Source organism: Streptococcus sp. k-628 (assembly GCF_013277475.1).
Lineage (GTDB): Bacteria > Bacillota > Bacilli > Lactobacillales > Streptococcaceae > Streptococcus.
Genome location: NZ_VMMZ01000071.1, coordinates 13,016 through 32,946, shown reverse-complemented (window position 1 = coordinate 32,946; position 19,931 = coordinate 13,016). Strand labels below are relative to the sequence as shown.

Genomic DNA, 19,931 nt, shown 5'->3' with positions numbered 1-19,931 from the left:
CAGTTCAACAAATACGGAGCACCCTTCTCCTTTCTATTCGGCAACTCTCGGGTTGCCATTAAATAAATTCTCCGACGATTTTTTAGCGAAACGATACTTTTCGATAAAAAATCTAGTGCAGGGAGTTTTTAGTTCGCCCAATAGCGACTAAAAGAAACGACCTGCCTCTCTATTCGTCGCCTCTCAGGGCGACATTAAATAAATTCTCTGACGAGCTTTTACTCGTTCTTAGTTTGATTGTTTAAAAGCTTCCATCATCTCTATAAACTCGTCAAATAGGTAGCTTGCATCATGAGGACCAGGAGCTGCGTCTGGGTGGTATTGGACAGAGAAAGCAGGTTGGTATCTGTGACGCACACCTTCAACTGACTTGTCATTGATTTCTTCGTGGGTGATAATCAAGTGTTCTGGCAAATCCTCACGGCTGACTGCATAACCATGGTTCTGGCTGGTAAAGTCTACACGTCCTGTAGCAATTTCGCGTACCGCATGGTTGAATCCACGGTGTCCAAATTTCATCTTGTAGGTCTTAGCCCCGTTTGCCATTGCAAAGAGTTGATGCCCCATACAAATACCAAAGATTGGAATTTTTCCTTGCACACCACGAATCATATCCAGTGCTTGTGGAACATCTTCTGGGTTACCCGGACCATTTGACAACATAACTCCGTCAGGATTGAGATGGAGAATTTCTTCAGCCGTTGTCGAATAAGGAACAACCGTCACGTTACAGTTACGCTTAGAAAGTTCACGTAGGATTGAGTGCTTGAGACCAAAGTCCACTAGAACCACGCTCAAACCAACTCCTGGAGCTGGATAGGAAGTTTTAGTAGAAACCTGTTTGATATTATCTGTCGGCAAGACTGTTGCTTGGAGCTGGTCCGTCACATGGTCCATGCTGTCCCCAACATGGGTCAAGGTTGCACGCATAGTACCATGTTTACGGATAATCTTAGTGAGGGCACGCGTATCAATCCCTGAAATACCTGGAATTTTCTTGGCTTTCAAAAATTCATCCAAGGTCATTTGGTTGCGCCAGTTACTAGCTCTACGTGCTTCTTCGAAAACAACAACTCCCTTACAAGTTGGAATAATAGATTCGTAATCATCACGGTTGATTCCATAATTTCCTACCAAAGGATAAGTAAAGGTCAAGATTTGTCCATTATAAGACTGGTCTGTAATGGATTCTTGATAGCCGGTCATTCCTGTATTAAAGACGATTTCGCCTGTTACATCAATATCTGCTCCGAAGGCCTTGCCTTCAAAAACTGTGCCATCTTCTAATACTAGAAGTCTTTTTGTCATATTTTCACCTCTCGTGGACGCTCACTGGCGTCTTTTAACGTCTTGTGTTTTAGTTGGCGTTTCTACTCGCCAATACGGATTCTAAGATTGCCATTCGAACAAAGACACCATTGGTCATTTGTTGGACAATCCGTGATTTTGGTGCTTCAACCAAGTGGTCTGCGATTTCTACATCACGGTTGACTGGAGCTGGGTGCATGAGGATTGCTGTTTCTTTCAAACGATCGTAACGTTCTTGAGTCAAGCCATGTTGGGCATGGTAGTCTTCTTTGGAAAAGACTGCACCACTATCATGGCGTTCATGTTGCACACGAAGAAACATCATGACATCCACCTGATCAATGATTTCATCAATGGTTACAAACTGTCCATAATCTGCAAACTCTTGACTTCTCCATTTCTCAGGTCCAGCAAAGTAAAGTTCAGCTCCCAAGCGTTTCAAAATCTGCATATTGGATTTGGCAACACGTGAATGATCCAAGTCACCTGCAATAGCAACCTTAAGACCCTCAAAGTGACCAAATTCCTCATAAATAGTCATCAAATCAAGCAAGCTCTGGCTAGGGTGTTGGCCCGAACCATCTCCACCATTGATGATGGAAGTCGTAATCGTGGGACTAGCAATTAACTCTCTGTAATAGTCGACCTCAGGGTGGCGAATCACACAGACATCCACTCCTAAAGCAGACAGAGTCAAAATGGTATCATAAAGTGTCTCACCCTTATTGACTGAACTAGTTTTCACATCAAAGTCAAGTCGCTCCAATCCCAGTTTAATCTCTGCCACTTCAAAGGACTTATGCGTCCGTGTAGAATCCTCAAAGAAAAGATTGGAAACAATCGGATGGTCTTCATAAGGAAGCTGAGCTCCGTTTTTAAACTCAATTCCTCGCTTGATCAATTTCATCACTTGATCGACAGTGAGGTCTTCCATGGATACCACATGGTTCAATGCTTGTTGATTTTCTGACATGGCTACTCCTTTAGCTTTCTAAGCTTCTTCAGTAATCAGAACTCTGTCTTGGCCATCAAGTTCTGCCATCTCTACGATGATTTCTTCAGAACGACTGGTTGGGATGTTTTTTCCAACGTAATCTGGACGGATTGGCAATTCTCTATGTCCACGATCGACTAGAACTGCTAAACTCACGCGCGCAGGACGACCATGACCTACAATATTATCAATAGCAGCACGGATGGTACGACCTGTATAGAGCACATCATCCACCAAGATAACTTCGCGGTCTGTCACATCGACAGAAACCAAAGAAGTATCTTCTCCACTTTTAACATCATCACGGAAGGGTTTAGTATCCAATTCCACAACAGGAACTGAAAGATTTTCTAGTTGCTCCAAACGTTCTTGGATTCGGTGGGCGATAAAGACACCACGAGTTTTAATACCAGCCAAGACGATTTTATTCAAATCTTTGTTGCGTTCGATAATCTCATATGTAATACGCGTAATCGCTCGTTTGACGGTCAATTCGTCTACAACTTCTTTTGTCTTCATGACAAACCTCCAAAAAGAAAAGTCTCCTTAAACAAGGAGACTTGAAATGTATAGCTAAGCAAGCCCAACTGCTAACAGTATAGACTTCACCCTTCTACTTTATCGCGCTCCTTGCCTGCCTCACGGGACAGGTTTAAAGGAATATTTAATTATCAATTACTATAGCACAAAGCGAGCGTAAAATCAAGCAAAAACTTTTGAGCCCCCATCTTATAAATTGCTAAAATCATATAACTGTGGGTACTGGTCACACTCTGGATTTTTAGGATGGCAAATGGCTCTTCCAAAATAAATCATGGCCTGATGAGCTGCTAACCACTGCTCCGGTGGTAAGATATCCATGACCCTCTTTTCCACCTCAAGTGGTGTCGCTGACTTTTTAACGATATCGTGGTGTTTACAAATACGCTCCACATGAGTGTCTACTGCAAAGGCTGGAATTCCAAACCCCACACTCATGACAACATTGGCTGTTTTGCGACCAACTCCTGCCAAACTCTCCAATTCCTCACGTGTTTGAGGAACTTGACCATCAAAATCGTCTAGTAACTGTTGGGCACATTTTTTAAGGAATTTAGCCTTATTCCGATACAATCCCAAGCGAGAAATGTGTGAAGCAATCTCACTCTCAGTCGCCACAGACATGGCTTGTGGCGTTGGAAAGGCAGCAAAGAGACCCGGTGTGGCCTTATTTACCGCTGCATCCGTTGTCTGAGCTGACAACATGACCGCAACCAAGAGTTCAAAATGATTGGTAAAATCAAGACTGGGTTTGGCATCTGGAAAAAGAGCAATGATTTCTTCTAGCACTTTTCGTGCTCGTTTTTTTGACAAGACCATTATTCGTCTCCGTCAAATAGTCCTTGTAAGCCAGCAAAAGGACTGTTTTCTTCTTTCTTAACCGCTTGTTGGGCTTGGTATTCTTCTTCTGTCATGATTTGCCAGTCATTTCCTGACACAAAACCTTGACCAGCTTCTTCTTCAGCCGTCAAGACCTTGATAGGAATGTTTAGTAGGATATTGTCTGACACGCTCTCAGCAAGGTCAAGTTCTCCATTTTCGATAGGCAAGACCAAATCATCGTCTAAAACTTCTTGATCTAGCTGGTTAGTTGCGCCTTCCATGAAAACTTCTGTGACTGGATAAGATTCAGCCAACTCAACTGGCTCCATACTACGACTTGAAGCAAGGACAATGGTATAAGACAACTGATAATCTAAGAAATACATACGGTCTTCATATTGGACTTTCCCAACTGCAAGGATATCTTTTACATCTAAAATTTCTTGATTACGTGCACGTAGGTCAGCAACTAAATCTAACGCTTGTTCAAAATGCAAGCCTTCAGACTGCTTACGAATTTCTTGAATATTTAATTTCATACTTCCTCCATAAAGATTTACTCTCTTGATTATACCATGAAAAGGCTACAAATCAGCACAGCAAACTTTGTAATTAACATTCGAGTTTTTAACATGTTTACTATGTCATTTTTTTAGTTCTATACTATAGGCAAGAATACATCAGAGCAAGGAAGATACTCACATGGAAGACAAAGAACTCATTACTAATGCCTACCACACGGATTTTAGAGCATAGAATTTCCAGTTTTCTGTTGACAAAATTTCCTTAAAGGTATAGTATAAAGATACTAATACTCGGAGGTAAGGGAGACATGAACAACTAAGTCTATCAAATAAAGAACCTTTATTTAGTAGATCTTGTTTTTGTCTCTTTTTGTGTGCTCTTTTATGCTCTTTTTTCTGGCATTTTCATAGAGTTTTTTTGACATAGACTTTGGGCTCTACTAGGTAAAGTAGAGCTTTTTGTTATGCACTATGGACATTCTAGAAAGGGCAATCATATGATAAAAATCAATCACCTGACCATCACACAAAACAAAGATTTACGAGACCTTGTCTCTGATCTAAGCATGACCATCCAGGATGGGGAAAAGGTAGCTATTATTGGAGAGGAAGGAAATGGCAAATCAACCTTACTTAAAACTTTAATGGGGGAAGCTTTGCCTGATTTCACTATCAGGGGAGACATCCAGTCTGACCATCAATCACTAGCCTACATTCCTCAAAAACTCCCCGAGGAGCTGAAAAAGAAAACTCTACACGACTACTTCTTTTTAGATTCTATTGATTTAGACTACAGTATCCTCTATCGTTTGGCTGAGGAATTGCATTTTGATAGCAATCGTTTCGCAAGCGACCAAGAGATTGGCAGTCTATCAGGGGGTGAAGCTTTGAAAATTCAGCTCATCCATGAGTTAGCCAAACCCTTTGAGATTCTATTTTTAGATGAACCTTCAAATGACCTAGACCTTGAGACGGTTGATTGGCTAAAAAGTCAGATTCAAAAGATTCGGCAAACTGCTATTTTCATCTCCCATGATGAGGACTTTCTTTCTGAAACGGCAGACACTATTGTTCACTTGCGACTGGTCAAACACCGTAAAGAAGCAGAAACGTTAGTAGAGCATTTAGACTATGACCGCTATAGTGAGCAGAGAAAGGCTAATTTTGCCAGACAAAGTCAGCAAGCGGCTAACGATCAAAGAACCTACGATAAAACCATGGAAAAACATCGGCGAGTCAAGCAAAATGTAGAAACTGCACTTCGAGCTACCAAAGACAGTACTGCCGGTCGCCTATTGGCTAAAAAGATGAAAAATGTTCTATCTCAAGAAAAACGCTTTGAAAAGCTAGCTCAGTCCATGACCCAAAAACCACTTGAAGAGGAAGAAATCAGACTTTTCTTCTCAGATATACAGCCATTACCGGCTTCTAAAGTCTTAATCCAACTGGAAAAAGAGAATTTGTCCATTGGCGAGCGAATTTTGGTGCAAGAACTACAACTAACTGTCCGTGGGCAAGAAAAAATCGGTATCATCGGGCCAAATGGTATGGGGAAATCAACTCTGTTAGCAAAGTTGCAACAAATGCTAAGTCAAAAAAGAGAGATTTCTCTTGGTTATATGCCACAAGATTACCATAAAAAACTACAATTGGATTTATCCCCTATAGCCTATCTCAGCAAAACTGGTGAAAAAGAGGAACTGCAGAAAATCCAATCTCACTTAGCCAGTCTCAATTTCAGTTATCCAGAAATGCAGCATCAAATTCGCTCCTTATCTGGCGGACAACAGGGTAAACTCCTGCTTTTGGATTTAGTCTTGCGCAAACCAAACTTTCTCCTTCTGGATGAACCCACACGAAACTTTTCTCCAACTTCTCAACCCCAAATCAGAAAACTCTTTGCAACCTATCCAGGCGGTCTCATCACTGTTTCGCATGACCGTCGTTTCTTAAAAGAGGTCTGTTCAAGCATCTATCGCTTAACAGAACACGGTTTGGAGATAGTTAATTTAGAAGATTTATAAATTTGCAACATAGTAAAAATCCAGAGATGACCTCTGGATTCTTTTTACATATGTTTTAAACGTTCAAGCCGTTCTGAAATAGGTGGGTGGGTATAAAAGAGTTTTTGGAACCCTCCCCCTTTCTTAGGATCATTGATATAAAGTGCACTGCTGGCATCATCGACAGGACGACTCATGGGTTTACTATTATCCAACTTACGTAGAGCATTGATCATCCCTTGAGGATTACGAGTCAACTCGACACTGGAAGCATCAGCTAGGAATTCCCTCTGACGAGAAATAGCTAGTTGCACCAAGGTTGCAGCGAGAGGAGCCAGTACAATAGCTAGTAGAGAAACCACGAGCATAATGATTTCTAAGCCATTTCCTTCTCGGTCATCGTCACTTCGTCTACGGCCTGCTCCACCCCACCACATCATACGACCTGCCATACTAGAAAGCAAGGTGATAGCACTAGCAAGGGCGACAGCAATAGTCGAAATACGGATATCGTAATTACGAATATGACTGACTTCATGTCCCATAACAGCTTCTAGTTCCTCACGATTCATGATAGCTAGGAGACCTGAAGTCGCAGCAACAGCAGCATTTTGAGGGTTAGAACCTGTCGCAAAGGCATTTAAGGCTGGATCATCAATGATGAAAACACGGGGCATAGGAATCTGAGCCACCATAGCCATATCTTCTACTACATGGTAGAGGTCTGGTGCCGTTTGTTCATCCACCTCACTCGCTCCATTCATGGACATGACAATCTCTGTCGATTGAAAAATCATGGACAAGGCATAGATAAAGCCGATAATCAGTGCGATAACCAAACCACCAAGCCCAGATCGCATAAAAAGGTAACCAACCGCATAGCCCACAAGAGCTAAGAGTAGGAAAAATACCAGCAACAAAATCCACGTTTTTCGTTTATTGCTTGCAATTTGATCAAACAACATCTTAGTCACCTAAACCGCTAAAATCAACTTTAGGAACTGCCTTTTCCTCTTCTGGTGTTTGAAGGAAATCTGCTGCTTTAAATCCAAACATTCCAGCGATAATATTGCTTGGGAAAGTTTCTAATTTTACATTGTAGTTGCTGACAACACTGTTGTAGAGTTGACGAGAGTAAGAAATTTTATTTTCTGTGTTTGTCAACTCCTCTTGCAATTTAACAAAGTTGGCACTAGCTTTCAAATCTGGATAGCTTTCTGCAACTGCAAAAATACCTGAAACCTGACGAGTGAGGGCATCACTAGCTTTCATAGCTTCTGCTGGTGAAGTCGCTGCCGCCACTTGGTTACGCAGTTCTGCCACCTTTTCAAGGGTAGAACCTTCATATTTAGCATAACCTTTTACAGTTTCAATCAAGTTTGGCAAGAGGTCATTTCGACGTTTCAACTGAACATCAATTTGACTCCAAGCCTCCTTGGTTTGCATACGATTCTTAACCAAACCGTTATAGCTAACAATCACAAAAATAACAATAAGAGCTAAAACTCCAAGAATAATCCAAGTCATGATATAAGTCCTTTCTACTTTTAGATTAGTACCAGTATATCAAATTTTTAATGATTGTGGTAAAATAAGATGATACTAAAGAAGGAAATAACTATGAAACCAGAAACATTTTACAACTTGCTTGCCGAGCAGAATCTTCCACTTTCGGACCAGCAGAAAGAACAATTTGAACGTTATTTTGAACTCTTGGTCGAGTGGAATGAAAAAATCAATCTAACAGCTATTACAGACAAGGATGAAGTTTATCTCAAACATTTTTACGATTCGATTGCACCCATCCTTCAAGGTTTGATTCCTAATGAAACTATCAAACTTCTTGATATTGGAGCTGGGGCAGGATTTCCTAGTCTACCAATGAAAATCCTCTATCCTCAGTTAAATGTAACTATCATTGATTCTCTAAATAAGCGCATCAACTTCCTCCAACTTTTGGCTCAAGAACTGGATTTGGACGGTGTTCATTTCTACCATGGACGTGCCGAAGATTTTGCCCAAGACAAGAACTTCCGTGCTCAATATGATTTTGTAACAGCTCGTGCGGTTGCCCGCATGCAGGTTTTATCTGAATTGACAATTCCTTACCTTAAAGTTGGCGGAAAACTATTGGCGCTCAAGGCCAGCAATGCGCCTGAGGAGTTGTTAGAAGCTAAGAATGCCCTCAGTCTCCTTTTTAGTAAGGTCGAAGACAATCTCAGCTACGCCCTACCAAATGGAGATCCGCGCTACATCACAGTGGTAGAAAAGAAAAAAGAAACGCCCAACAAATACCCACGTAAGGCTGGCATGCCCAATAAACGCCCACTTTAAACTTTTTAGTAAAAAATATTTACAAAGTTTGCAATTTTTGCTATACTATCACAAGCAAAGGTTTTTAATGTCATCCCGTGAGGTGACGAAGACGCAGAAATATTTGAAACTCTTTAAAATCTAGATTTTAAAGAAGTCTTACTCTGAGGGCCTATTGCTGTAAAATAATGGGCTCTTTTTTGTTGCCCAAAAGTGAGGTTTATATGAAACAAGAATCAACTGTTGATTTGTTACTAGACGTTGACCAACGTCCTTCGGCTGGAAAAGGAATTCTCCTTAGTTTCCAACACGTTTTCGCCATGTTTGGTGCGACCATCTTAGTACCATTGATTTTGGGAATGCCTGTATCTGTTGCCCTTTTTGCTTCAGGTGTTGGAACACTCATCTACATGATTGCTACTGGATTTAAAGTTCCAGTTTATCTAGGTTCTTCATTTGCCTTTATCACAGCTATGTCACTGGCTATGAAAGAAATGGGTGGTGATGTATCTGCTGCCCAAACAGGGGTTATCTTGACTGGTTTGGTCTATGTCCTTGTTGCTACCAGCATCCGATTTGTAGGAACAAAATGGATTGATAAACTCTTGCCACCAATCATTATCGGTCCTATGATCATCGTTATCGGTCTTGGACTTGCAGGTTCAGCTGTTACCAATGCAGGGCTTGTAGCAGACGGAAATTGGAAAAATGCTCTGGTAGCCGTTGTTACGTTCTTGATTGCTGCCTTTATCAATACAAAAGGAAAAGGCTTCCTACGAATCATTCCATTCCTCTTTGCCATTATCGGTGGTTACCTCTTCGCACTAACTCTTGGCTTGGTTGACTTTACGCCTGTCCTAGAAGCTAACTGGTTTGAAATTCCTGGTTTCTACTTGCCATTTAGCACAGGTGGTGCCTTTAAAGAATACAATCTTTACTTTGGTCCAGAAACTATCGCTATCTTGCCAATCGCTATCGTAACAATTTCTGAGCATATCGGAGACCATACTGTTTTGGGTCAAATCTGTGGCCGTCAATTCTTGAAAGAACCAGGTCTTCACCGTACTCTTCTTGGTGACGGTATCGCAACTTCTGTTTCTGCCTTCCTTGGTGGACCAGCCAATACAACTTATGGAGAAAACACAGGGGTTATCGGTATGACTCGTATCGCTTCTGTCTCAGTTATCCGTAACGCTGCCTTTATCGCGATTGCCCTCAGCTTCCTTGGTAAATTCACTGCCTTGATTTCAACTATTCCAAATGCTGTACTTGGTGGTATGTCAATCCTTCTCTATGGAGTTATCGCCAGCAACGGTTTGAAAGTTTTGATTAAAGAACGTGTTGATTTCGCTCAAATGCGAAACCTCATCATCGCAAGTGCTATGTTGGTCCTTGGACTTGGAGGAGCTATCCTTAAACTTGGTCCAGTTACCCTTTCAGGAACTGCCCTATCAGCCATGACAGGAATCATCTTGAACTTGATCTTGCCATACGAAAATAAAGATTAAATGTCTAAACACCAAATCCGCTCAGACAACTGAGTGGATTTTTTCGTACACTATAATACAAATATCTGTAAATTGTTAAAATCAAAAAACGTATAATATCAGGTATTCTAAAACCTTGATACTATACGTTTTATCATAGATAATTTTTACTTCATGTTCTCATCAAATGAGATTTGCATCAATCCCTTGTCTTACTTACGTTTCTTCTTCGCTTTTTTCATTTTGTTAGCCATGCGTTTCATAGACTGTTTCATGGCAAATTCACCGATTTTACCTTTTAGTCCGCCACCAAACATCTGACTCATATCTGGCATTCCTGCTCCTCCAAGAGCTGACAGGTCAGGCATACCGCCTTGTCCCATCATTCCTTCAAGGGCAGACATATCCATTCCTCCCATATTTGGCATATTTTTAGGAAGGTTGTTTGGATTGATTCCCATTTGCTTCATCATCTTATTCATGTCGCCAGACATAACACCCTGCATGAGTTGTTTAGCCTGGTTAAAGTCCTTGATGAATTTATTGACTTCGACGAATGTATTTCCAGAACCAGCAGCAATACGACGTCGACGGCTCGGATTTAACAAATCTGGATTTTCACGTTCTTCAGGTGTCATGGAAGACACAATGGCACGTTTGCGCGCAATCTGGCGCTCATCCACCTTCATGTTTTGAAGAGCTGGATTATTGGCCATACCTGGAATCATCTTGAGCAAGTCTTCCATTGGCCCCATATTTTGCACCTGATCCAATTGATCAATGAAATCATTGAAATCAAAGGTATTCTCACGCATTTTCTCAGCCATTTCAAGGGCTTTTTGCTCATCGTATTCTTGAGAAGCTTTCTCAATCAAAGTGAGCATATCCCCCATACCAAGGATACGGCTAGACATGCGGTCTGGGTGGAAGGTTTCAATGTCCGTAATCTTTTCACCTGTACCAGTGAACTTGATTGGTTTTCCAGTAATGTGACGAACAGATAGAGCCGCACCACCACGAGTATCGCCATCAATCTTGGTAAGGATAACCCCAGTCACTTCCAACTGAGCATTAAACTCACGCGCAACATTGGCCGCTTCCTGACCAATCATAGCATCAACCACGAGTAGAATTTCGTTTGGTTGAGCTAGTGCTTTCACGTCACGAAGTTCATTCATCAAAAGCTCATCAATCTGCAAACGACCTGCCGTATCAATCAAGACATAGTCGTTATGATTGGCTTGGGCTTGCTCCAAACCTTGACGTACAATCTCAACAGCTGGTACTTCTGTTCCAAGTGCAAAGACAGGCACATCAATCTGTTGTCCCAAGGTCTTAAGCTGGTCAATGGCAGCTGGACGATAAATATCCGCCGCAATCATCAAAGGACGGGCACTTTCTTCCTTCTTGAGTTTGTTGGCCAATTTACCAGCAAAAGTTGTTTTACCAGCCCCCTGCAAACCGACCATCATGATGATTGTAGGAATCTTAGGTGACTTGATAATTTCTGCCGTATCAGAACCTAAAACGGCTGTCAGTTCCTCATCAACGATTTTGATAATCTGTTGCGCAGGATTAAGGGTATCAATGACCTCATGCCCAACTGCACGCTCACGAACTTTCTTGATAAAGTCCTTTACAACAGGCAAGGCAACGTCGGCCTCAAGCAAGGCCAAGCGAATTTCTTTGGTTGCCTCTTGGACATCAGATTCAGAGATTTTTCCTTTTTTACGTAGATTTTTAAAGACGTTCTGCAAACGTTCTGTTAAACTTTCAAATGCCATTTTTCTTCCTCTTATTCTCTATTATCAATGCTTGTTAAAATTTCTATCTGCTCCTGCAGAAAGCTATCCTTGGGATAGCGCTCCAAAATCTGGTCAAAAATCTGACTGCGGACAATGTAGTCCGAGTACATGTGCAATTTCATCTCATAATCTTCCAGAATCTTTTCTGTCCGCTTGATATTATCATAGACAGCCTGACGACTAACACCAAACTCCTCGGCAATTTCAGCAAGGCTGTAATCATCAGCGTAGTAGAGCTCGATATAGTTCATTTGCTTGTCTGTCAAAAGCGCCGCATAAAATTCAAAGAGCGCATTCATACGATTGGTTTTTTCGATTTCCATAACTTTTATTATACCAAAAATTAGCCTAATCTACCACACTAGGAAGCCAATCCAAGAAGATAGCTAGCTAAATTTGAGAAATATAAGAGCCTAGCCCCAAGTAATTTCCAATTGATAGCTGGCAAAGAGATGTCCCTCTTGATTTTGTAGTTGATAATCTAGTTCAATCTTTTGCCTATCAACTTGATAATGGCTCGTTTGGATGATAAATTCCTGCATGCCCATTGGTGTAGGAATGTAGGCTAAACTATCGCTATCCTTTAAAAAGCGCATAATGGTATTGGGATTGGAAAAACGGCTCATCACCAGTTCTTGACCATGAAATTTAATCACTACTTTTTCCTTTTCCTCATTGTAGAACAGCAGGTAGCTATAATCTCCCTTTTCATGCACTTCTACATCATAAAGCTGGTCAATCACTTCCAACTGCTCATCAAACTGAATCGTATTTCGCATCCGAATCTTCACATCAGGTCCTCTTTCTTGTCTCTTGTCCTACTATTTTACCAAAAAGAGCAGGATTTTGCTATAATGGTCATATGAACGAAAAAGTATTCCGTGACCCAGTTCACAACTACATCCATGTCAATAATCAAATTATCTATGACTTGATCAATACAAAAGAATTTCAACGTTTGCGTCGCATCAAGCAACTGGGAACTTCCAGTTATACCTTCCACGGTGGAGAACACAGCCGCTTCTCTCATTGTCTAGGAGTTTATGAAATTGCACGACGTATCACAGAGATTTTTGAAGAAAAATATCCTGAGGAATGGAATCCTGCCGAGTCTCTCTTGACCATGACCGCTGCTCTCCTACATGACCTTGGTCATGGTGCCTACTCCCATACTTTTGAACATCTCTTTGATACAGACCACGAAGCCATTACTCAGGAAATCATCCAAAGTCCTGAGACAGAGATTCACCAAGTCCTGCTACAAGTGGCGCCAGATTTTCCAGAAAAAGTAGCCAGTGTCATCGACCATACCTATCCTAACAAGCAGGTCGTGCAGCTCATTTCTAGTCAGATTGATGCAGACCGCATGGACTATCTCTTGCGCGACTCCTATTTTACAGGAGCATCCTATGGGGAATTTGACCTGACTCGCATCCTCCGAGTCATTCGTCCTGTCGAAAATGGTATCGCCTTTCAGCACAATGGCATGCACGCCATCGAAGACTACGTCCTCAGTCGCTACCAGATGTACATGCAGGTTTATTTCCACCCAGCAACACGGGCCATGGAAGTTCTCCTGCAGAATCTCCTCAAACGCGCTAAGGAACTCTATCCTGCGGACAAGGACTTCTTTGCACGAACTTCTCCACACCTCCTGCCTTTCTTTGAAAAAAATGTGACCTTATCTGACTATCTGGCTCTAGATGATGGTGTGATGAATACCTACTTCCAGCTCTGGATGACCAGTCCTGACAAGATTTTAGCTGACCTGTCACAACGCTTTGTCAATCGCAAAGTCTTTAAATCCATCACCTTTTCACAAGAAGATCAAGAACAATTGAAATCTATGAGAAAACTGGTTGAAGACATCGGCTTTGATCCTGACTATTACACAGCTATCCATAAGAACTTTGACCTTCCTTATGATATCTATCGCCCTGAATCTGAAAATCCACGGACACAGATTGAGATTTTACAAAAAAATGGTCAACTGGCCGAACTCTCTAGCCTGTCTCCTATCGTTCAATCCCTTGCTGGTAGTCGCCACGGAGATAATCGTTTCTATTTTCCAAAAGAAATGTTGGACCAAAACAGCATCTTCGCAAGCATTACCCAGCAATTTTTACACTTGATTGAGAACGACCATTTTACCCCAAATAAAAACTAGAAGAGGAAATTTATGAGTATTAAACTAATCGCCGTCGATATCGACGGAACCCTAGTCAACAGCCAAAAGGAAATCACTCCTGAAGTCTTTTCTGCCATCCAAGATGCCAAAGAAGCTGGTGTCAAAGTCGTGATTGCAACTGGCCGCCCCATCGCAGGTGTTGCCAAACTTCTGGACGACTTGCAGTTGAGAGACGAGGGTGACTATGTGGTGACCTTTAACGGTGCCCTTGTCCAAGAAACCGCTACAGGACATGAGATTATCAGCGAATCATTGACTTATGAGGATTATCTGGATATGGAATTTCTCAGTCGCAAGCTCGGTGTCCACATGCATGCTATTACCAAGGACGGTATCTACACTGCCAATCGCAATATCGGAAAATACACGGTGCACGAATCAACCCTCGTCAGCATGCCTATTTTCTACCGCACTCCTGAAGAAATGGCTGACAAGGAAATTGTCAAATGTATGTTCATCGATGAACCTGAGATTCTCGATGCTGCCATTGAAAAGATACCAGCCGAATTTTACGAGCGCTACTCTATCAACAAATCCGCTCCATTCTACCTCGAACTCCTTAAAAAGAATGTAGATAAGGGTTCAGCTATCACCCACCTAGCTGAAAAACTAGGATTGACCAAAGATGAAACAATGGCTATCGGTGACGAAGAAAATGACCGTGCCATGCTGGAAGTCGTTGGTAACCCAGTTGTCATGGAAAATGGAAATCCAGAAATCAAAAAAATCGCCAAATACATCACTAAATCTAATGATGAATCTGGCGTTGCCCATGCCATCCGTACATGGGTACTGTAAAATAATTTGAATATAGAAAAAGCACTCCAGAAGTTAGAGATAATGTACTGACCCCAAAAGTTAGACAGAAAAAATCTTACTTTTGGGGTGCAGTTTAAGATTCAGTATTTTTGGTTTCTAGTTCTATCCCCTTAATAATTATTAAATCTGAAAAACATAGTACATTATGTAAAACCTTTTTCAATTTTTTATTTTACTACAAATTAATATTATTTTTTCTAATGATAACTGATCCACTAATCTTCCTTTATAAATATTGCAGTGCTTTTCTTAATTAGCTTTTTTTCATAACTCTTTATAAGAATAACCAATAAACTACTTAGTAATCCCAAAATAACTAGACTTAATCTCGGGTTTAAAAGCCAATTAAAATAAGCAGCCAGTATCCCTCCAAAAGGAGCAAAAATGGTAGCTATTACAAAAGAACTAGAAAGTATCTTTCCAATATTATACACAGTACTTTCTTGCTGCTGTATTGTTGTAATCGAAACAGAAGCTATTGTAATTAATCCGCTCAAAATTGAATAACAAATTCCAAAAAATATCCAATTTTCTACTATTCCGCTTGCCATAATGACAAGTGGGATAGTTGCCATTGATATATTCATTAAGATAAAGGTATCCTTCTTATTCAAAAAAGTAGAAAGAAGGGTTACTGCTATCAAACTACCAAATCCAGCAATGGAGTAAACAATCCCAACAAGACTATTTGATAATTTTAATTACGTCCATTTTTTTCTCTCATTAATTGGACATAGCCCTTTGTTTCTATTTTTGAATTTAAAAACGAGAACTCTCCGCACATTTTATCATAAAAATTATTATAATCTTCTTTTGAAAAATCTCCTAAAATCTCTATCTCAAGATAAAATCCAAGACCATCAATCTTATCTAGATTAATCGTTTTATTTTCTAATGCGTCATGATAAGTCTTTCTATATTTACTTATTGTGAAAATATTTGAAAAACCATCTTGTAAGATATTCCTTACAAATTCTAATTTTTCAGATTCCAACTCTATTTCACTTTCACTCCACATTCCTTGTTTTATCGTATCTTTTCTTGTGAAAACACATGCTTTATTATCATCTTCTTGGCGAATTCTGTAGATAAAGCTACCTACCTCATCATTTTCAAATTCTCTTCCTTTTATTTTAAAATATTCATCAATTTGCTTATTTTCACTCTTAAATTTATAAGATTTTTCTAAATATGAAATAGCATTATTATAATCTCTCTCATCGTTGAGTTCAAATCTAACTTCTAATTCATTCATTAATTTTACCTCTCAATTCTTCAAAGGCTGAAGTCTCTTTACATTCACTCAGTCTATAGTAAGTTTCTGGTGATGTTTTATAGACACAAAGCCTAATATTTTCTTGCACTCATTGTAGCACTTCAATATAATACTGTCAATATTTTTGATAATATTTTTTTATTAAATACATATTTGTATTGTTTTGGATTAAAAAAACGATGCTTAATTGAACATCGTCTTTACTATTCTGTTATATCTGCAATGTAATGCTCGATTTTAAGAGCCATTGACATATTGCTCTCAAGCTTATATAGGAAATAAGCCGTTTCAAAGTACTCTTTTACTGCAACTTTAGAAGAAAAATTCTTACTGACATTTCCCATCAACACATACAAATCAGCCAAAAGATATGTTGTTCTATACGTCTTACATTGCTTTATCGTATCTGTGATTTTAGAAATAGCCTCTTCAGTATTATTCTGCAACCATAGATAGCGACAAACATTATAATTAAATTTAATAGAAAGGTTTAATTCTTCGATTGTGTTTAACTTGAGTTGATTTACTTGACACTCTAACTTTTCTCGAATTTCATTAAAGCTCTCTAAATCTTCAATATCATAATAAAAATTAAATAGAGTATTTGCAACTTGAAGGTAGATTAGGTCAGTTACACTTAACTGAGACAGTACCTTCTCCAATCTTGCCACAGCCTCCTCTTTTTGCCCATAGAAATAAAAATCTATAAGAGATTTTATCCACTCCATATAAAATTTATTTACTAGAGACAAGCGATGTACCTTTACACTCTCTAATTCATATATATATTTCAAAGACTCATAATTTCGATTGGTGATAAATGTCTGGGCTAACTTTTTAAACTCTAATAACTCATCAATCTCTTCTACAATCTGCTCATTAAAAAAATAATCTATACTAACTTTTAACTTCTTAGACAGAGCATATAAAAAGTCTGCTCCTGGAGTAAATTCTCCATTCTCTAATCGACTAATCTGTCCCTGTTTGCATATCCCCTCAGCCAATTCTCGCTGAGACATTTTTAATTCTTTTCGTCTATTTTTTAATCTTGTTGCTAAAAGTGTGCCCACGTTTGCATTTTCTTTTTCTATTCGATTTCAATTTCAATTGTAACATGATTAAATTTTAAATACAAATTAATAAACCAAAAGATACAAATTATATATAAACAATGACTAGATAGGTTATTTTTGAAAACCTATCCTTCTTCTTTTAAGATTTTCTTACGCAAACGATTGATAAACGTATTCACTTTAAATGGATTAGATATTAGACTATCATGTTTAAATTTTGTTATTGATATATTTAACAGACCAGAAATAATCTTTTACAGCATATCAAATTCAGGGGAATGGTAACATTTTTAACGCTCTCTATTATATAATGATTAATTCATCTTGTCATATACCTTAATCCGAAACCTCCACATCAAATCTTTTTGAAAGCTGTTTAAAGCTTTGTACTTACTTTCTGAGTTCATAGATCTGAACCTTTACCTCATTTGTCCAATTCCATAATAAAAATAAGGACATTCTAACAAAGGAAGTCCTTATTTTTTAACTAATAGATGTCAAAGTTACTATGCAGATCCACTTTATTCTGTACTCATTAATCAAAATATAACTTTTGCTCAAAATTTGGTCAAAAAATACTAAATTATTTTTAAAAATGAACTTGTGATAATTGCCATTAAATAAACACTTTGAATTTTCTTTATTTTTCTTAATTTACTAAAAATGCCCCCTGCCGGAATCGAACCAGCAACTACTCCTTAGGAGGGAGTTGTTATATCCATTGAACTAAGGGAGCTAGATAAAAACTCTGCTGAATGAGCAGAGTTCTTTAGTCGAATTAACGACGGATTTCTTTGATACGAGCTGCTTTACCTTGAAGAGCACGCAAGTAGTACAATTTCGCACGACGCACTTTACCGTAACGAACAACTTCGATTTTTTCAACACGTGGAGTGTGGATTGGGAAGATACGCTCAACACCTACACCGTTAGAGATTTTACGAACTGTGTAGTTTTCTGAGATGCCAGCACCTTTACGTGCGATAACAACACCTTCAAAAATCTGGATACGTTCACGGTTACCTTCGACAACTTTCGCGTGTACACGAACAGTGTCACCAGGACGGAATGATGGGATATCTGTACGAAGTTGACCTTCAGTCAAGCTTTGGATTAATGGATTCATTTTATTCTCCTATCTTTGTCAATCTTGAGGAACCTTCCTCAGCGGATAAACTGTATTTTTGTGCGTCCATTACACACAAGATACAGTTTACCAAATTTCCACAAAAAAGTAAAGAAATTTATAGAAGAATTCCTAAAAAAATCGCAATCAAACCACCTAGGTAGGTCAAAGCTAAATAAGAATAAAATACCTTCTTATCACTTAACAGTCTTTGGAGTTCGTCATTCAAGGTCGAAAAAGTCGTTAAACCGCCACAAAATCCTGTTGCTAAAATAGCATAGACTTCCTTAGACTCCACATGATTGTAGAATAATCCAATCAACAAACACCCTAAAAGATTGGCTATTAGCGTTCCGATAGGCAATTTAGATGCTTGATTATAGCGGGAAAAGAAATACCGTACTAGAGCTCCGAAGCCACAAGCAATTGCAAGATAGACGATTACCATTTTTTCCTCCCTAGACAGTAAGCCAAGAGCAGGCCTCCACCTATACTCAAAAGCAAATACATGACCAAACTCAGATAACGCTCTGTATCCAGTAGTTTAACAGCATCAAGCATTAGACTGGAAAAGGTTGTCAAACCGCCACAAAAACCTGTACCCAGTGCTAAAATAACACCTTTACTGGTTCCTTTATAGACCAGATAGCCCTTGACAAGACACACCAAGCAGAAAATACCCAGATAGTTAACAAGAAGGGTGCCCCAAGGGAAATCCGGACTGGCTGGTAACCAAGTAGAAACCAGATAGCGAACCAATCCGCCCAACATAGCAGCTAGAAAAATTCCTAGCGGATAAAATTGTTCTTTTTTCATTTGATGTTTTGATCCTGATAATCACGCGAACGTTTGAGTATGTCCGAAAATGTTGCGACAATAGTTTCCTGATAGCGCTTGTCTCCTACACGACTTCTAACCTTTTCAAAAATAACTTCTTCTCTCTTGGTATCTAAAATTGGTTTACCCGAAGCTTTCTTATAAGCAACTACACCCTCAACCAAATGCATTCGTTCTTCTAACAGTTTGACAATTTGGTCGTCGATTTGATCAATTTCTTGACGAATACTATCTAAATCCATAGTGTCTCCTCCTTTATTTGAATTATTGTATCAAAAAGCCACCAAATAGGCTAGTAAAATCCCAACTCTCGATAAGAAAAATGCACTGATTGATTACATCAGCGCACTTTTGTGCTTATCCTACTTTAGCAGCCAATTCTTCTGCGAATTGTTCCAAGCGTTCAATATCTTCTTCCTCGGCAGAAAGATCAACTTTAACACACTCTGAACCTTTTTCTGCTCCTGTTGACACAAAGACACGGTCAAAGTCATCAACAGCCTTACAGAATTCATCGTAGAAGGTATCACCTGAACCGACTACTCCATAGATTTTGCCATTCAAGTTGAGATCTGCTAGGTCTTCGTAGAAGTCCATCATCTCATCTGGCAATTCACCATCACCATAAGTATAGGTCGCAACGATAGCGATGTCTGCTTCCAAGAAGTCTGAAGCGTCAACAGTTGTACATTCATCAACATCGACATCCAAGCCCAAGTCACGTAATTTGTCTGCTACAATATCTGCAATTTCTTCGGTATTACCGGTCATACTGGCAAATACAATTTTTGCTAATGCCATATCGTCCTCCTCAAT

At 39.5% G+C, this 19,931-nt stretch carries 23 protein-coding genes and 1 tRNA gene; 5 read left to right on the top strand and 19 right to left on the bottom strand.

The annotated features are described in order from the left end of the window. Positions 1-228: 228 nt before the first annotated feature. From HT730_RS08510 to HT730_RS08490, 5 genes are all read right to left on the bottom strand, one after another. Positions 229-1,308 carry a carbamoyl phosphate synthase small subunit gene (locus HT730_RS08510; RefSeq protein ID WP_000166853.1) on the bottom strand — a complete coding sequence of 360 codons (1,080 nt, stop codon included), beginning with the start codon at positions 1,306-1,308 and terminating at the stop codon, positions 229-231. 49 nt (positions 1,309-1,357) lie between these two features. Next, positions 1,358-2,281: an aspartate carbamoyltransferase catalytic subunit gene (locus HT730_RS08505; RefSeq protein WP_001293844.1), complete on the bottom strand. Its 924-nt coding sequence runs from the start codon at positions 2,279-2,281 to the stop codon at positions 1,358-1,360. A gap of 18 nt (positions 2,282-2,299) precedes the next feature. Next, a complete protein-coding gene (gene pyrR, locus HT730_RS08500) occupies positions 2,300-2,821 on the bottom strand; it encodes a bifunctional pyr operon transcriptional regulator/uracil phosphoribosyltransferase PyrR (RefSeq protein WP_000850023.1) in 522 nt (173 codons plus the stop codon). Positions 2,822-3,031: 210 nt separating this feature from the next. After that, positions 3,032-3,661 carry an endonuclease III gene (nth, locus tag HT730_RS08495; protein WP_000244443.1) on the bottom strand — a complete coding sequence of 210 codons (630 nt, stop codon included), beginning with the start codon at positions 3,659-3,661 and terminating at the stop codon, positions 3,032-3,034. Next, complete coding sequence (locus tag HT730_RS08490) at positions 3,661-4,203, bottom strand: DUF177 domain-containing protein (RefSeq protein ID WP_088791026.1); 543 nt, start codon at positions 4,201-4,203, stop codon at positions 3,661-3,663. The genes nth and HT730_RS08490 overlap by 1 nt, the downstream gene beginning before the upstream one ends. A 449-nt stretch (positions 4,204-4,652) precedes the next feature. On the opposite strand from HT730_RS08490, the gene HT730_RS08485 reads away from it, so the two are divergent. Further along, a complete protein-coding gene (locus HT730_RS08485) occupies positions 4,653-6,212 on the top strand; it encodes an ATP-binding cassette domain-containing protein (protein ID WP_173307332.1) in 1,560 nt (519 codons plus the stop codon). Between the two features lie 44 nt (positions 6,213-6,256). Here the strand turns inward: HT730_RS08485 and htpX are convergent, their stop codons facing one another. Both htpX and HT730_RS08475 read right to left on the bottom strand, forming a co-directional pair. After that, positions 6,257-7,156 (bottom strand): zinc metalloprotease HtpX, encoded by a 900-nt coding sequence (gene htpX, locus HT730_RS08480; protein ID WP_173307331.1) that lies wholly within the window; start codon positions 7,154-7,156, stop codon positions 6,257-6,259. Between the two features lies 1 nt (position 7,157). Next, the gene (locus HT730_RS08475) at positions 7,158-7,718 is read right to left on the bottom strand and encodes a LemA family protein (RefSeq protein ID WP_000219833.1); all 561 of its coding nucleotides are present in this window, start codon (positions 7,716-7,718) and stop codon (positions 7,158-7,160) included. Between the two features lie 93 nt (positions 7,719-7,811). Here HT730_RS08475 and rsmG point away from each other — a divergent pair, with 93 nt between their 5' ends. Both rsmG and HT730_RS08465 read left to right on the top strand, forming a co-directional pair. Next, a complete protein-coding gene (rsmG, locus tag HT730_RS08470; RefSeq protein ID WP_173307330.1) occupies positions 7,812-8,525 on the top strand; it encodes a 16S rRNA (guanine(527)-N(7))-methyltransferase RsmG in 714 nt (237 codons plus the stop codon). A gap of 203 nt (positions 8,526-8,728) precedes the next feature. Further along, entirely contained in the window at positions 8,729-10,012 is a 1,284-nt protein-coding gene (locus HT730_RS08465; protein WP_050089223.1) for a solute carrier family 23 protein, read from the top strand. A gap of 191 nt (positions 10,013-10,203) precedes the next feature. On the opposite strand, the gene ffh is transcribed toward HT730_RS08465, so the two are convergent. The 3 genes from ffh to HT730_RS08450 all read right to left on the bottom strand — a co-directional run bounded on the left by ffh (position 10,204) and on the right by HT730_RS08450 (position 12,587). Continuing rightward, entirely contained in the window at positions 10,204-11,775 is a 1,572-nt protein-coding gene (ffh, locus tag HT730_RS08460; protein ID WP_173307329.1) for a signal recognition particle protein, read from the bottom strand. 11 nt (positions 11,776-11,786) lie between these two features. Next, complete coding sequence (locus HT730_RS08455; protein ID WP_000402073.1) at positions 11,787-12,119, bottom strand: putative DNA-binding protein; 333 nt, start codon at positions 12,117-12,119, stop codon at positions 11,787-11,789. A gap of 90 nt (positions 12,120-12,209) precedes the next feature. Next, positions 12,210-12,587 (bottom strand): DUF1934 family protein, encoded by a 378-nt coding sequence (locus HT730_RS08450; RefSeq protein ID WP_173307328.1) that lies wholly within the window; start codon positions 12,585-12,587, stop codon positions 12,210-12,212. A 71-nt stretch (positions 12,588-12,658) separates the two neighbouring features. On the opposite strand from HT730_RS08450, the gene HT730_RS08445 reads away from it, so the two are divergent. After that, a complete protein-coding gene (locus tag HT730_RS08445; protein ID WP_173307327.1) occupies positions 12,659-13,963 on the top strand; it encodes an HD domain-containing protein in 1,305 nt (434 codons plus the stop codon). A 12-nt stretch (positions 13,964-13,975) separates the two neighbouring features. Next, positions 13,976-14,782, top strand: coding sequence for a sugar-phosphatase (yidA, locus tag HT730_RS08440; RefSeq protein ID WP_049521599.1), 807 nt, complete (start codon positions 13,976-13,978; stop codon positions 14,780-14,782). A gap of 236 nt (positions 14,783-15,018) precedes the next feature. On the opposite strand, the gene HT730_RS08435 is transcribed toward yidA, so the two are convergent. The 9 genes from HT730_RS08435 to HT730_RS08395 form a co-directional block, all read right to left on the bottom strand. Beyond that, positions 15,019-15,390, bottom strand: coding sequence for a hypothetical protein (locus tag HT730_RS08435; protein WP_240151478.1), 372 nt, complete (start codon positions 15,388-15,390; stop codon positions 15,019-15,021). Between the two features lie 110 nt (positions 15,391-15,500). Then, positions 15,501-16,058 (bottom strand): CYTH domain-containing protein, encoded by a 558-nt coding sequence (locus HT730_RS08430; RefSeq protein WP_173307326.1) that lies wholly within the window; start codon positions 16,056-16,058, stop codon positions 15,501-15,503. Positions 16,059-16,282: 224 nt separating this feature from the next. After that, positions 16,283-17,149, bottom strand: coding sequence for a helix-turn-helix domain-containing protein (locus HT730_RS08425; protein WP_173307325.1), 867 nt, complete (start codon positions 17,147-17,149; stop codon positions 16,283-16,285). A 667-nt stretch (positions 17,150-17,816) separates the two neighbouring features. Then, positions 17,817-17,888, bottom strand: a tRNA-Arg gene (locus HT730_RS08420). A 42-nt stretch (positions 17,889-17,930) separates the two neighbouring features. Then, positions 17,931-18,278 carry a 50S ribosomal protein L19 gene (gene rplS, locus HT730_RS08415; protein ID WP_001068669.1) on the bottom strand — a complete coding sequence of 116 codons (348 nt, stop codon included), beginning with the start codon at positions 18,276-18,278 and terminating at the stop codon, positions 17,931-17,933. Positions 18,279-18,396: 118 nt separating this feature from the next. Continuing rightward, complete coding sequence (gene crcB / locus HT730_RS08410; protein WP_173307324.1) at positions 18,397-18,726, bottom strand: fluoride efflux transporter CrcB; 330 nt, start codon at positions 18,724-18,726, stop codon at positions 18,397-18,399. Further along, complete coding sequence (crcB, locus tag HT730_RS08405) at positions 18,720-19,094, bottom strand: fluoride efflux transporter CrcB (RefSeq protein ID WP_173307323.1); 375 nt, start codon at positions 19,092-19,094, stop codon at positions 18,720-18,722. The genes crcB (HT730_RS08410) and crcB (HT730_RS08405) overlap by 7 nt, the downstream gene beginning before the upstream one ends. Next, the gene (locus HT730_RS08400; RefSeq protein ID WP_173307322.1) at positions 19,091-19,357 is read right to left on the bottom strand and encodes a chorismate mutase; all 267 of its coding nucleotides are present in this window, start codon (positions 19,355-19,357) and stop codon (positions 19,091-19,093) included. Before HT730_RS08400 ends, crcB (HT730_RS08405) begins: the two co-directional genes overlap by 4 nt. Before the next feature lie 115 nt (positions 19,358-19,472). Then, a complete protein-coding gene (locus HT730_RS08395; protein WP_001162128.1) occupies positions 19,473-19,916 on the bottom strand; it encodes a flavodoxin in 444 nt (147 codons plus the stop codon). Positions 19,917-19,931 lie beyond the last annotated feature (15 nt).